This is a genomic window from Acinetobacter baylyi DSM 14961 = CIP 107474 (assembly GCF_000368685.1).
Taxonomy (GTDB): Bacteria; Pseudomonadota; Gammaproteobacteria; order Pseudomonadales; family Moraxellaceae; genus Acinetobacter; species Acinetobacter baylyi.
Genome location: NZ_KB849628.1, coordinates 66045 through 80898, shown reverse-complemented (window position 1 = coordinate 80898; position 14854 = coordinate 66045). Strand labels below are relative to the sequence as shown.

Below are 14854 nucleotides of genomic sequence, written 5' to 3'. Positions count from 1 at the left end.
GCTTTCATCTGATCATAACGATATATGAACAATATTATTTAGATAATTTTTTGTATGGCTCATAAAATTTTATGGCAGCTTTTTGTTTAAACATGCTGTTTAAATATATATTTAGGTCAGACCATTAAGCTTTAAGTGCAGCATATGGGTTGCAGTAGTATGCTTCATTTGATCTGCACGCATATGAAAATATCGCTGAGTTAATGCTTCACCTGATAAATCTTCCAAGACGCGAAAACCTATTTTTTCAACCTGATGATGTAAATCCAATGGTTTAAATTGACCTTGTAAAGGCTCTCCCAATACCTGAGTAAATATTGCAACGAATTGAGTACCTATTTTTTCAATGCCTTTAAGCTCATTAAAATCAATCGAATAATCCAGAACCACTTCACTATCAACTCCAGCAATGTGAGCAATACTCGCCAAAGTAGCTAAAGTCGTTGGATTTTCAAGGTAATGTGTTGTTCCTAACCATGAGAAAAAAGCCGCTTGATTGCTATCGAAAGAACTTCGGGTCAATGCATCAGCAATAGATTCTTTTTTAAAATCAATACTCACAAATTCAATTTGATCAGAAATGTCACCTAACTGTTCAAGTTTTTGTTTTTTAAGATATTGGGTGTCTGGATGATCCACTTCAAAAATTCTTAACTTTGGATAATAGTGTAGTTGGCGCAAAACAAATGAATCTAAACCAGCGCCAACCAGTACATATTGGTTAATTCCCTTATTGATCGCCTGTTTTAATTGATCTTCTGCATAACGTGAACGTCCAACAACCTGAGCAGTGAGTCGCCCCATTGTTCGATTAACTAGCTGTGAGTTAAACAACTTACTCATCAAAGGTTGTTTTAATAATAACTGCCATAATTTACTGGTCATTGCGTAAGCATAAGCATCATTAAAAATTGGCTCTTTGCTAAATAAAGAATGATTGGCACGTAATGCCGCAGCGGCTTCTGCAGTACGGCTATATTGTCCTTTCTTCATACACATCTCTACATTAAATAAGATCAAAATCAAGATGGTTATAAAAAGCCATCTTGAGCAATCCATCTTCTATTCAATCATGCATCTATTTTATTTGTTGTGGTTTGATAAGTTACATCGTAGTCACGAATATTCAAGCTTTTCAGACGTTGTCTTAATTTTTTCAATGACCATGGCCATGCTGCAAAGTTACGACCATTGGCATCCAGATAATAGCTCTTACAACCGCCTGCATTAAATACTGTGGTTTTTAAATGCTTTTGTACCCGTTCATTATGTGCATGGATTACTTGTGGTTTAATAGTTAATTTTGAAATATTGTGCTTTTTAATTTTTTGCAAACCATCCACAATATAGTCCAATTGTGCTTCTGCCAAACCAATAAATGAGTCATACACCAAGACATTTGGCCCCAGCACCAAAAAGGCATTCGGCACATTTTCAATATTGGTGCCCAAATATGCTTCTGGAGAGCTCTGTTTCCACAAATCGTTTAGGCATTCACCTTTATCATTATAAACACGGCGTCCAATAGGTGGATGTGATACTTCAAAGCCTGTTCCCCAGATAATCACATCGACTTCATGACGCTCGCCATTGGCTGCAATCACGGTATTCCCTTCGACCTTAACCAAACCGTGTGGAATAAGCTTAGTATTACTGGCTTGCAATGCAGGATAGTAATTATTGGCAAACAATAAACGCTTACAACCGATAGTGAAATCAGGTATCACAGCTTTCAATAATTCAGGATCTTTCACCTGTGATTTAAGTACTTGTTTAAATAACTCCCCAACTGGCTTTAAAACTGCTGGATTACGTAGACCAAAATTGATCGCATTTAAGGACTGTGCAACGGCTTTTCGCCAAGTGGATTGAATAATAGGTAACTTTGCAATCACCGATTTACTAAAGTCGCCCAGCTCCATATCTGGTTTTGGAACTACCCATGGTGCAGTACGCTGAAAAACAAAAAGTTCTTTTGCTAAAGGCTGGATTTGTGGCACAAACTGAATCGCTGAGGCACCTGTACCAATCACCGCAATACGTTTACCACTCAAATCATAGTCATGATTCCATCTGGCCGAGTGAAACATCTCTCCTTTAAAACTGTCAAGGCCATCAAGTTTTGGAATTTGGGCTTCTGTAATTGGGCCTGTTGCAAATACGACAGTACGAGATAAAAACTGTCCCTTGTTGGTATCTAATACCCACAAATTACGCTCATTATCCCATGCAGCTTTATTAAGCTCAGTTTCAAATTCAATTTTTTCGTTAATGTTAAATTTATGACTGACATCTTCCAAATAATTTAGTATTTCTGGCTGACGTGCAAATAAATGACTCCATTGAGCACTCGGAGCAAATGAATATGAATATAAAGCTGATGGTACATCACAACCACAACCAGGATACGTATTTTCACGCCATGTACCGCCTACACGGCTTGCTTTTTCAATGATTTTGTAGTTTGCATAGCCAACCTGATCTAGTCGTATTGCTGCTGCAATACCCGAGATACCTGCACCCACAATAAAACTATCATAGATGTGTGAAGGCAATGCTTTACGATCAGCCGAATCTAATTTTTTTGCTTGAGCTGTCATTCAGAATATCCTTTTACTTAAAAATATTTTTAAACCAATCTTTGATTGAGTGTTCATCTCAATTTGATCATAAGTCACCAAAATTTTGGGCTCATTTGATCAATCGATATGAAGTACCTAAAAATTTTGCATATAAGTTTGGTGCTGCTCGCTTCATTAACCAGAATAATTTGGCATCAATTTGTGGAATGGTATAAAGCTTATCTTTATCCAGACGATCCAATGTGAGTTTTGCTACTTTATCACTGGTGGTAAAAGCTAAATTGTTTAATGCATAATCTAAAATTCCTTTATGAGGTACTTTGCCATTTTTGATAATATTGGTAGGCACCAATGTCGGGCATAACACATTGACCTTAATATCAAACTTTTTTAGCTCGGCTGATAAGGTCTCAGATAATGCACGGACCCCTGCTTTGCTGACGTTATATACCGTCATTTCAGGTGCTGCGGTAAATGAAGCCGCTGATGCAACATTGATAATCGCACCATGTCCTAATTGTTTAAATTTGGGAACAAATGCACGACAACCATGAATAACACCCCACAGATTAATATCCAGACACCACTGCCAGTCTTCAGTGGTCATTTCATCAAACTTACCCCCCAAACCAATACCTGCATTATTGATCACCAATGTGACTGGATTTTGCATCAGTTTTTCTGCATGCTCTGCCAGTTGCGACACCTGTTCAGCTTTAGCCACATCACATTGCACTGGAAAAGCTTGTGCACCCAATTCTTGAATTAAACTCACCGTTTCTTTGGCTGCATCTAGATTGATATCCGAACACACTACTGTACCGCCGCGACGTGCCAATTCGAGTGCAAAACTACGCCCAATGCCACTACCTGCACCAGTCACTACAGCATAGGCCTGTTGACTTGGCTTTTTATGTTGAGAGCTGAATAGTTTCATAGCATATCCTTATTGTTTTCAGCCAATTGACTGAACTTCATTGCTGAAACGACAAAAAATTAGTGACGTACTGGTGGCGTAAATGTTTTTACCAGATAAGGCGCTATCGCACCGCCTTCCGATAAAAGCTTATCTTTGTAATATTCTAGATATGCCGATGTGTCATGATCATTTGGATGAAAATCGCGACGTAAATAGTCAAAGATTTGCCCCATGGTGCTACCAAAAACACCATCATTTGGACTAAAGATCAGTGCTACACCTCGTTTGGCATCTTTCCAGAATTTGCGTGTCACAAGGTCTTTTGGTTGGCGTAAAACTGGTACAAACAATGTTGAAAACGGAATCAATCCCAAAATAGTTCCAAAGGCAATAAAGAAGCCTGCTGCACGTAATGCATAGTTTCCATTGAGTAATTGATAGACATCATACGCAATATCTTTATGCTCCGACTCTTCAAGCATATGCCACATCCACATCGCACGTGTTTTGGCATCATTTGAATAGTAGAAATTTTTCTCGTGCTTCATCATGTATTCTGCAAGCACGGCGGTAAAATGCTCGATTCCGGCCATCATGGAGAGCTTAAGTGGTTGTGGAAATTTTAAGAAAATATTGTCAAAAAACTTCTCTCCCAAAAAGCGATATAGTTTTACCGGAAAATTAACGGCTTCATGCGCAATCGCGTCATTAAATTCATTATGAAGTTTAGAGTGAATCGCCTCTTGTCCAATCAGTGATGTCACACGCTGTTTCAATAGCGGATCTTTCACGAAATCACGATGATACCGTGCGGTTTCAATGACCAGATCTTCACCATACGTCAAAAACACAGAGAGCGTTGCAAAAAAAGTACTGGCAAATTGATTGTTCATGTAAAACGCAAAATCAATCTCTTTTCCATCAAATCCAACTGCAATATGACGAATTGGAATTGCAGGTTTTTGGGTATAATCTGGTAACTCAAATTTAGGCATGGGCTTGAAAGCTTGGACTGATTTTTTTACTGCGGTCGAGATCATGGCGACACCTTCTTAAAGCATTCAATGGATTAAGCTGAAAGATTGTTCAGACTTCTTACATATCTTCATGCTAATCCGATGTGTTATTCGGATTCAATTCGGGTCTAGATCATCTGATAAACTTTAATGTAGCTTAGGCTATTTATTTGTACTCAAACTTTCATCGATGTTAAATTATTAATTTTTAATAAATTTATTTAACATATTGACTAAAAGTACCATTAAATTTGATGCTTTGCGCAACTGACAATCTTCGATTTTTGATGTGCTCATTGGCTTAAGTTTGTTGTGTTTTTTGCTGTTCGGATTTATGTTTTTTAAATTGTTGTATTTGGCCTAACATGATAATTTGAATTATTGTTCGGATTTAAGGAATATCCATTGAGCACTCGAAAGCCACGCCAAACACGAGCAAAAGTCACGGTAGATACCATTATTGAAGCTGGATTTATATCTGTAGCATTGCATGGTATGAGTGGAACTACAACTCGGCATATTGCAGATATCGCAGGTGTCAGTGTTGGGTCATTATATGAATACTTTAAAAATAAAGAAGAAATTTACGATGCGATGGCGGCATCATTTGTACAAGAAATTTTAAAAATGATTAAAGATCTTACGCCTGTCATTATGGATATGGAGCTAGAATCTGTCATTGAAATTATTTTTTATAATTTTCGAGATTTGCTCACCCGAAACAATGAACGCTATCTGATTTGTTTACGACATGCCAATGAGCTGCGTTATGACAAGTATATTAATCAGATTGAGCGCGAACTGATGAATATTGTCATGAAATACATGATGCATAATCCAAAGTACTTAAAGGTGAATAATCTTGCAGTTACAGCCTATGTCAGTATTAACAGCGGCATTTTTAATATTGCACGGCATTTGATTTTGCCCAATCCTTACATCAGTTTTGACGAGTTGGTAGATGGACTGAAAACCATGATTATGAGCTATATTAATGCCGAGCTTAAGAAAGCTGAACAATAATTAAAGCTACTCTTTTGATTGGTCTAAACTAGAAAATGTACTTAAATTCTTCACCATTAATTCAAGGTTATTACGAATCAGAAAAGCCAGATTAATATCGACCCCTTGCAACATTTGCGCTTCGAGCTGCTGAACCACTTGGTTACATTGGTTTAGTTTGTCTAGTCCACTCGGTGTAACCGTAACTAGAATGCGTCGACCATGAGTTGGATCTGGTGCTTTTTCAATCCAGCCATTTGCGAGTAGATCTTGCAAAATTTTATTGGCCGATTGCGGTTTTATAAATGAACGTTCGGCAAGCTTGGCATTAGATAAATTCGGTTTGGCCGCCAGCACCGAAAGCGCAGTAAATTGCGGCAAACTAATCTCAAGCGCACTTAGGTGTTCAGTCAAATATTTGCTAATGATGCGGTCAACCCGAGCAATCATATAACTTAAGCGTGGCTCTTCTTCTCTTTTTCTATCAACTGAACTTGAACGTAGCATAATTTATCTTCATAAAAAATTAAAAAGTATGAGGCCAATCAGCCCCATACTTTTAAAAGAATGTTACTGAGCGCTTGAGCCATGCGCCAAATGTACAGGGTGTTTGGGCTTTCTGACAAGCATTAGTGCAGATATTGCAGCAATCAGGATAATCGGAATACTTGAACCAATGACGATGGTCGAGCTCTGACCTAACGAAAGTAGGAAACCTGCAACCAACGGCCCGGCAAAAGAACCTATGCGTCCAATTGCAACTGCTGCGCCCACCCCCGTGCCACGCATTTCGGTTGGATAATACATTGCCGCCAGACCATATAAAGCAGATTGTCCACCCACAATAAACAAGCCACAACCCACGGCAGAAAGTGCCAGCAATGCAACTGTTGGTGAAATCGACAGACAACACAAAGCGACCAGAATACCCGCATAGATAAACTTAATGACACTGCTCATACGCATCTTGTCGAGCAGCATACCCATCAAAATAGAACCAAAAATTCCGCCTACGTTGTATCCCATCTGTACATAATTGGCTTCAAGTTTAGACAATCCTTGTGAACCCATAAGCAGTGGTAACCAGTTCAGCAAGAAATAGAGCACCACCAGCGTACAAAAGAAACTGATCCATAATTGAATGGTCGACATCCGTCTTTCTTTTGCAAACAGCACTTCCCAAAATGGTGTTGTACTTTGCAGGTGTGTTTTTTTCTGCAGATAGCTGTTGGATTCAGGTAAGAACTTCATTAAGAGTGGAATGAGTAATATCGGTGCAATACCACCCACATAAAAAATATGCCGCCACTCTGCATCGCCTGCCATAAGCATAGCCACAACAGAGGTCAGTAGCCCTCCAAATGGAATGCCACTGTACATAATACTGACTGCGGTGGCCTTGCGGTTTTCAGCCACAGCTTCTGATGCGACCGTAATCATCATGGGTAATGCACCGCCCATACCTAAACCAGTAAGAAAACGAATCACCAGCAATAAGTTATAGTTAGCGGCAAAAGCTGTCAGTAATGACATGATCCCGAACAGCATAATACTCAAAATTAAAATCTTTTTACGGCCTACAATATCTGCCAAACGACCACCGATAATCGCGCCTGGCAGGGTTCCAATAATTGCAGCACTAAATGCCCAAGCCATTTGGGCATTATCTAACATAAATTCGGCACGCATTCGCGGTGCTGCTACACCCATCGATTGAAGATCAAAGCCTTCAAATATCGCTATAGCAAAGCACAGCAGTAACGTAAGTTTCGCCCTTCCCGACGCCTTCGATACGGTATCCATAGTCTCTTCCTTATTTTGACTAAACATCCTTTACGTTTTTATTGTCAATGTTCAAAGAACACACATAAAATATCAGTTAAGCTTATAAAAAAATCAATATGTTTTTTTATTAAATTTTCTAAAAAATATTTTTAACATTAAAAATCATAAGATTATAAAAAAATTATAAAATTCTTCAAAAAACACTTGAATGTAAGTTTAACTGATATTAAATTAAATCCAAGACAGCACAATTTGTCATTCAAGGAGAAAACAAATGACATACGATAAACGTTGGGAAACCGTTGATGTACAAGTAGAACATGGAATTGCATGGGTCACACTTAATCGTCCTCACAAAAAAAATGCAATGAGCCCAACACTCAACCGTGAAATGATCGATGTGCTTGAAACACTCGAGCTAGATTCAGAGGCAAAAGTGCTGGTGTTAACTGGTGCCGGTGATTCTTGGACTGCTGGCATGGATTTAAAAGAATATTTCCGTGAAGTAGATGCTCAACCTGAAATTTTCCAAGAACGTATTCGACGTGATTCGTGTCGCTGGCAGTGGCAATTACTTCGTATGTACTCTAAACCAACAATTGCCATGGTTAACGGCTGGTGTTTTGGTGGTGGTTTCTCGCCACTGGTGGCCTGTGATTTAGCCATTGCAGCCGATGAAGCCACTTTCGGACTGTCAGAAATTAACTGGGGCATTCCACCGGGCAACCTCGTCAGCAAAGCGATGGCAGATACGGTTGGGCATCGTGCATCACTGTATTACATTATGACCGGTAAAACTTTTACCGGTAAAGAAGCTGAAGCAATGGGTCTGATTAATAAAAGCGTTCCGCTTGCACAGCTAAAGGCAGAAGTGACAGAACTGGCACAGTGTCTGGTCGAGAAAAACCCTGTCGTTTTACGTACAGCTAAAAATGGCTTTAAGCGCTGTCGTGAGCTGACATGGGATCAGAATGAAGATTATTTATATGCCAAACTGGATCAATGTAATCATCGAGATACTGAGGGCGGCCGCCAAGAGGGTTTAAAACAGTTCTTAGATGAAAAATCGATTAAACCAGGTTTGCAAAGCTATAAGCGTACAGGTTAAGTTCGCAACATCAATGCTCAAGTAAGGATACACTCGATGCAACATGTACAGTTACTTATTGATGGTCAGTCTGTCGATGCTGCCAATCAAGCCACCTTTGAACGCATTAGCCCAATAGACGGTCATGTTGCAAGTGTTGCTGCTGCTGCAACACTTGAGGATGTCGATCGTGCACTTGAATCGGCTAGCCGTGCATTTCAAATCTGGTCAAAAGTTTCGCCGACTGAACGTCGTTTACGCTTGCTCAAAGCGGCAGATCTGATGGATCAAAATACCGAAAAGTTTATCGAAATCGGTATGCGTGAAACAGGTTCAACAGCCACATGGTATGGCTTTAATGTACATCTGGCAGCCAACATGCTACGCGAAGCCGCCGCGATGACCACTCAAATTGACGGAAGCTTAATTCCGTCTGATGTACCGGGCAATCTGGCAATGGGAATTCGGGTGCCATGTGGTGTTGTAGTCGGGATCGCGCCTTGGAATGCACCTGTTATTTTGCCAACCCGAGCACTTGCAATGCCTTTAGCTTGTGGCAATACGGTAGTACTCAAAGCCTCGGAAGCTTGCCCGGCAACCCATCGCTTGATAGGTGCAATTTTAAATGAAGCTGGTTTGGGTGAAGGTGTGGTTAATGTCATTACACATGCACCTCAAGATGCACCACAAGTCGTTGAGCGTCTGATTGAACACCCTGCAGTTAAACGCATTAATTTCACCGGTTCGACCAAAGTGGGTAAAATTATTGCCGAAACAGCAGCAAAGCATCTTAAACCTGTTTTATTAGAACTTGGTGGTAAGGCGCCTGTGGTGATTTTAAATGATGCCGATCTGGATGAAGCTGTGAATGCGGTTGCATTTGGTGCATTTTTCAATCAAGGCCAGATCTGTATGTCGACAGAACGTGTTTTGGTTCAAGACGGCATTGCAGATCGCTTTATTGAAAAGCTCATTCAAAAAACAGCCTCACTTAAAGCAGGTAATCCAACGCAGCAAGGCAGTATGTTGGGTGTACTTGAAAGCCGACGCGCAGCAGAGCGAATTCAGCACTTACTTGAAGATGCACAGCAAAAAGGTGCCAACCTTCCGTTGGGTATCCAGATTCAAGATACCCTCATGCAACCGACACTCGTACTGGATATTCAACCCGAAATGTTGTTGTATCGCGAAGAATCATTTGGGCCAGTTTGTACAGTACAACGTTTTGCTAGCATTGAAGACGGTGTTCGCTTGGCAAATGACAGTGAGTTTGGTTTATCTTCGGCTGTATTTAGTCAAAACTTTGGTTTGGCGATGGATGTTGCCAAACAGATTGACTCCGGGATTTGCCATATCAATGGTGCAACCGTACACGATGAAGCACAGATGCCCTTCGGTGGCACTAAATCGAGTGGTTATGGTCGCTTTGGCAGTAAAGCATCCATTGCTGAATTTACCGAGCTTCGCTGGATTACCGTACAAACACAGCCACGCCATTACCCAATTTAACCATTGGGTATGGTTTTAAAAAATAACGATATAAAAATTGCATGATGCAAAAAAGTACAGCGATGTACAACATGGAGTGAACGAAATGCAAATGAATGCCACTCAATCACAAGACAGAGAGCGCTTTGTAAAACTTGGACAACATGCAATTGACTATTTTTATAAAGGTCCGGTTTTACATATTCAACCCAAAGAACAACTCAAGGCTTATCCGCAAAAACTGACCGATCGTTTGATTCATTTTGCTAAAGTTAAGCCCTACCATACCTTTGCCGCTAAACGCAATACACAAGACGAATGGATCAGGCTCAGTTATGCAGAAACCTTGCAACGTGCTTGGCATATTGCACAAGCTTTGCATCAGCGCAACTTAAGCCAAGAACGACCTTTGGTAATTTTATCGGGAAATGATCTTGAACACTTAACGCTTTCGATGGGCGCGATGTTGGCAGGTGTACCATTTTCTGCTATTTCGCCAGCCTACTCACTGGTATCTCAAGATTTTGGCAAATTAAAACATGTGTTTGATGTGCTCACCCCAGGCATGGTGTATGCAAATGATGGACAAGCTTTTGCTAAAGCCATTCAAAGCTGTACGCAAGATCATATTGAAATTGTGACCAATAAAGGCATTATAGGTGATCAAGTCTGTACATCGTTTCAGTCTTTATTAGATACCCCTGTGACCGATGTTCAAGAACATTATGAAACGCTAGATGAGCATCAGATTGCCAAGTTTTTATTTACATCCGGTTCGACCAAGCTTCCAAAGGCTGTTCCGACCACACATTTGATGCTGTGTATCAATCAACAAATGCTACTTCAAACATTTCCAGAATTTGAAGACACACCGCCTGTCTTACTGGACTGGTTGTCTTGGCATCATACATTCGGTGGAAGCCACAATGTTGGGATTGCGCTTTATAACGGCGGAACCATTTACATCGATGACGGTAAGCCCGTTCCGGGAAAATTTGATGAAACGATTCGAAATTTAAAAGAAATTTCACCGACGGTTTATCTAAATGTACCCAAAGGCTGGGAAGAACTCACCGATGCACTTGAAAAAGATGCCGAACTCAGAGATCGCTTCTTTGCCAACGTTAAAATTTTGTTTTTTGCTGGTGCTGCATTATCTGAAGCAGGCTGGAACCGACTCGATAAAATTGCACAGGCACATTGCGGTGAAAAAATCCGCATCATGAGTGGCTTGGGCATGACCGAAACGGCACCATCGTGCGCCTTTACCACAGGCCCACGGGTAATGGCTGGTTTTATTGGCTACCCTGCTCCGGGCTGTGAAATCAAATTAGTTCCCTATGGTGACAAACTTGAATTTTGTGTTCGTGGCAAGCACGTCATGAAAGGTTACTGGCGCCTTAAGGCCGACCAGCAAAGCACAATTTTTGATGAAGACGGCTTTTTCCATACTGGCGATGCGGTACGTCTGGTCGATCCAAACGACCCTGCACAGGGCCTGATGTACGACGGCCGTATTGCAGAAGATTTCAAACTCAACACGGGTACCTTTGTGAATGTGGGCACTTTACGCAACAAGGCACTCATTCAAGGTAATTTGTTGATTCAAGATGTTTGTATTACCGGTTCAAATCTAAATGCGATTGGCTTCTTGGTTTTTCCTAAGCTTGATGCCTGTGCAGATTTTGCTGGTCTGAATATGAAAAATCATAGCGCAATAGATATCTTGCAACACCCTAAAGTACAGCAGTGGTTTCGACAGTTTTTAATTCAGTACAACAAAGATGCCACGGGCAGTTCAAATCGGGTATCAATGTTGTATTTAATGACTGAAGCACCACAGCTCGATGCAGGTGAAGTAACCGATAAAGGCAATTTAAATCAGAGTAACATCTTAAAACGTCGTGCTGCACTGGTCGAAGAACTGTATAACAAACAAACAGATAATCCATTGATTGTACGTATACCCGTTTTAAATCACTCCTAAGTTTATTTCTTGTTCTCAAGCTCATTTCGTATGGGGTTAGGCCTTGATCATGCTAAAAAAAGGTGAAATATGCAGCAAGATACTGATTTTGAATTGTTCCGCGATACTTACAAACGTTTTTTAAACGATCATGTTGCGCCCTATTACGAGCAATGGGAGCACGATGGTCTGATTCCTCGACATATCTGGAACTTACTCGGTGAAAATGGGTTCTTGTGTGTCGATGTTCCAGAAGAATACGGTGGATATGGCGCACCAGTTCACTACTCGCTCATGCTGGTGCAAGAAACTGCACGCGCAGGATTTGGCTCACTTGCGGTTGCCATTGGTGGACAAAATGAACTGGTCTCTCCTTATATCCAAAATATGGGTAGTGAGGCGCAAAAGAAATACTGGTTACCCAAAATGGTATCGGGCGAAGTGGTAACAGCAATTGCCATGACCGAAGCCAATGCCGGATCAGACCTTCAAGCTATTCGCACTCAAGCGATTTTAAAAAACGAGCATTACGTCATTGATGGTTCAAAAACCTTTATCTCCAACGGACTACATGCCGATTTAATTGTTCTGGTTGCCAAAACAGACCCACAGGCACGCGCAAAAGGTATTTCTCTGTTTTTGGTCGATGCGCAACTTGAAGGTGTTGAAAAAGGACGTTCGCTTAAAAAAATTGGACTGCATGCACAAGACACTGCCGAACTCTTTTTCGATGGCGTTCATGTACCAGTAACTCAGCGCCTTGGTCAAGAAGGCCAAGGCTTTGCATATCTGATGCAAGAGCTCCCTCGTGAACGTTTAAGTATCGCGATGATGGGTATGGGGTCGATTTGGGGCGCGATTGACCTGACCACCAGTTATGTACGAGAGCGCAAAGCATTTGGCCAAACACTGGCGCAGCTTCAAAACACGCGCTTTGTGATTGCCAATGCACAAATCAAAGCCAAAGCAGCGCAAGCGTTTATTCATGAATGTGCCCAAATGTACCATCAGGGGGCGCTGACTGTGGGCCATGTTGCTGCATTGAAATGCTTTATTACCGATACCCAGTGCGACGTGATCGATCAACTGCTGCAATTATTTGGGGGATACGGCTATATGCAGGAATATCCGATTTCTCGTTTTTTTGTCGATTCACGTGTGCAAAAAATTTACGGTGGCACCAACGAAATCATGAAGGAAATCGTGGCGCGAGACGTACTCGGAAAATAATTAATATTTTTTAAACCTCATGGTTGGTACGACCAACCCTGTCAAAACAACAAAGATGTTTCAGGAAGAAATACAATGTCAAAATTATGGATGTACTCTGCTGTGATGCTCTCGGGTTCTGTATTTGCTTCAGACTTTATTGATAAAAGTACAGTCGAACTCACCACACGAAATTTCTATTTCGATCGCGATTATCAAGAAGTTTCTAAATATCCCGCTGCAAAAGACTGGACACAAGGCTTTATTTTTAAAGCAAATTCTGGTTATACCGAAGGAACCATTGGTTTTGGGCTCGATGTTTTGGCTACAGCAGGATTTAAGCTCGATGCCAGTGCCAAATATGCGGGTACAGGCAATTTACCTCGCGACACGGTCACCAATGAACCCGCCAGCAGCTACGGCGAAATTGGCCTGACCGGTAAAGCAAAAGTCAGTCAGACCGAATTAAAAGTAGGAACACTCAGACCCATGAATCCCGTGCTGGTGGCCTCTCCTGCACGCCTACTACCGCAAACCTACCGTGGTATTTCACTGGAATCGAAAGATATTAAGAATTTTGAGCTGCAAGGAGCATTTATAGACAAGGTGAATCAGCGCGACTCGACCAATTATGAAAATATCAGGATTTCAGCGGTGAATGGGCGTTTCAAAAGTGCTGAAACAAATGGTCTTTACTACGCAGGTGGCTATTACAATGTAAGTCCGGCTTTACGTTTAGGATTATTTTATCTGGATGTTAATAATTTATACGATCAGATGACAACTGGCTTTTTATACAAATGGGACATAAATCCGCAAACTCGTTTAAGCAGCTATCTACATTACTATCGTAGCCGCGATGAAGGCCAAGCAAAGGCAGGTTTGGTCGACAACGATTTATATCATGCGCATTTTGAGCTTAAACGCCAAAATCATAAATTTATTTTTGGTACCTTTCAGCATTTTGGTGAAACCGCTTTTCCATATTTAACGGGTGGTGAAACAGGACTGCTCATCGATACATGGCCGGGCGAATTTTTAAATCCGAAAGAAAAAGCATACAGCTTTCGTTATGAGTATGACTTTAAAGATTATGTGCCGGGTTTACGTTTTATGACACGTTATACAATGGGTAGAAACATTTACGCGCCAAATCTGGGGGGTACCAATCTTAAGGAACGTGAAACTGATTTTGATATTGGCTATACCATACAAACAGGTTGGTTAAAAAATCTGGCTCTTCGAGCTCGCTACGCTATTTATGACAACAACATGCTAGCCACAGCCAACATCAAGCCAGTCAATGAAACCCGTATTAATATCGATTACACATGGAAGTTTAAATAATAACAATAAGCTCCAGATCTTCTGGAGCTTTTTCAATGATGGATCATATCTATGCAAATTTCTCAGACATTACCCCCCATTCACCGTTTATTGGGAGGACATAATATTCAGTGGAATGATGATCAACATGAGCTTGAAATTCATTATATTGCACTAGAAAGCTTTACCAACCCAAGAGGTACAGTGGAAGGTGGCATGATTTGCGCCATGCTGGACGATATCATGGGCTTATTTGCGTATCATGCAAATCAACAACAACCAGCCACGACGATTAATCTGACCACAGATTTTCTAAGGCCGTGTTTGGTTGGGCTTGTGGTGACGAAATGTCGATTTATCAAACAAGGAAAATCCATTTTAAACATCGAAAGTGAAGCGTGGCAAAACCATAAACTTGTGGCGCGTAGTACCGCAAATTTCATGGTCTTGGCACATGCATAAATTCAGGCATAA

At 40.9% G+C, this 14854-nt stretch carries 13 protein-coding genes; 7 read left to right on the top strand and 6 right to left on the bottom strand.

Going from position 1 to position 14854, the window contains the following annotated elements; all coding sequences use genetic code 11:
• Window positions 1–111: 111 nt before the first annotated feature.
• From F952_RS09770 to F952_RS09755, 4 genes are all read right to left on the bottom strand, one after another.
• The gene (locus tag F952_RS09770) at window positions 112–993 is read right to left on the bottom strand and encodes a class I SAM-dependent methyltransferase (protein WP_004926718.1); all 882 of its coding nucleotides are present in this window, start codon (window positions 991–993) and stop codon (window positions 112–114) included.
• Between the two features lie 77 nt (window positions 994–1070).
• Entirely contained in the window at window positions 1071–2600 is a 1530-nt protein-coding gene (locus tag F952_RS09765; protein WP_004926715.1) for a flavin-containing monooxygenase, read from the bottom strand.
• A 91-nt stretch (window positions 2601–2691) separates the two neighbouring features.
• The gene (locus F952_RS09760; RefSeq protein ID WP_004926713.1) at window positions 2692–3519 is read right to left on the bottom strand and encodes an SDR family NAD(P)-dependent oxidoreductase; all 828 of its coding nucleotides are present in this window, start codon (window positions 3517–3519) and stop codon (window positions 2692–2694) included.
• Between the two features lie 59 nt (window positions 3520–3578).
• Window positions 3579–4541: a metal-dependent hydrolase gene (locus F952_RS09755; RefSeq protein ID WP_004926710.1), complete on the bottom strand. Its 963-nt coding sequence runs from the start codon at window positions 4539–4541 to the stop codon at window positions 3579–3581.
• A gap of 381 nt (window positions 4542–4922) precedes the next feature.
• Here F952_RS09755 and F952_RS09750 point away from each other — a divergent pair, with 381 nt between their 5' ends.
• Entirely contained in the window at window positions 4923–5540 is a 618-nt protein-coding gene (locus tag F952_RS09750; RefSeq protein ID WP_004926708.1) for a TetR/AcrR family transcriptional regulator, read from the top strand.
• A 6-nt stretch (window positions 5541–5546) separates the two neighbouring features.
• Here F952_RS09750 and F952_RS09745 read toward each other — a convergent pair whose 3' ends face one another.
• The gene (locus F952_RS09745) at window positions 5547–6026 is read right to left on the bottom strand and encodes a MarR family winged helix-turn-helix transcriptional regulator (protein ID WP_004926705.1); all 480 of its coding nucleotides are present in this window, start codon (window positions 6024–6026) and stop codon (window positions 5547–5549) included.
• A 63-nt stretch (window positions 6027–6089) separates the two neighbouring features.
• Window positions 6090–7322 (bottom strand): 3-(3-hydroxy-phenyl)propionate transporter MhpT, encoded by a 1233-nt coding sequence (gene mhpT / locus F952_RS09740; RefSeq protein ID WP_004926702.1) that lies wholly within the window; start codon window positions 7320–7322, stop codon window positions 6090–6092.
• A gap of 256 nt (window positions 7323–7578) precedes the next feature.
• On the opposite strand from mhpT, the gene F952_RS09735 reads away from it, so the two are divergent.
• From F952_RS09735 to F952_RS09710, 6 genes are all read left to right on the top strand, one after another.
• Window positions 7579–8412 carry a p-hydroxycinnamoyl CoA hydratase/lyase gene (locus F952_RS09735; RefSeq protein ID WP_004926700.1) on the top strand — a complete coding sequence of 278 codons (834 nt, stop codon included), beginning with the start codon at window positions 7579–7581 and terminating at the stop codon, window positions 8410–8412.
• 36 nt (window positions 8413–8448) lie between these two features.
• Window positions 8449–9900 carry an aldehyde dehydrogenase gene (locus F952_RS09730; protein WP_004926697.1) on the top strand — a complete coding sequence of 484 codons (1452 nt, stop codon included), beginning with the start codon at window positions 8449–8451 and terminating at the stop codon, window positions 9898–9900.
• A 76-nt stretch (window positions 9901–9976) separates the two neighbouring features.
• On the top strand, window positions 9977–11866 hold the full coding sequence (locus tag F952_RS09725) for a feruloyl-CoA synthase (RefSeq protein ID WP_171056914.1): 1890 nt from the start codon (window positions 9977–9979) through the stop codon (window positions 11864–11866).
• A 69-nt stretch (window positions 11867–11935) separates the two neighbouring features.
• Window positions 11936–13075, top strand: coding sequence for an acyl-CoA dehydrogenase family protein (locus F952_RS09720; protein ID WP_004926691.1), 1140 nt, complete (start codon window positions 11936–11938; stop codon window positions 13073–13075).
• 75 nt (window positions 13076–13150) lie between these two features.
• Window positions 13151–14401 (top strand): OprD family porin, encoded by a 1251-nt coding sequence (locus tag F952_RS09715; protein ID WP_004926686.1) that lies wholly within the window; start codon window positions 13151–13153, stop codon window positions 14399–14401.
• Window positions 14402–14452: 51 nt separating this feature from the next.
• Window positions 14453–14842, top strand: coding sequence for a PaaI family thioesterase (locus F952_RS09710; RefSeq protein ID WP_004926684.1), 390 nt, complete (start codon window positions 14453–14455; stop codon window positions 14840–14842).
• Window positions 14843–14854: the final 12 nt, after the last annotated feature.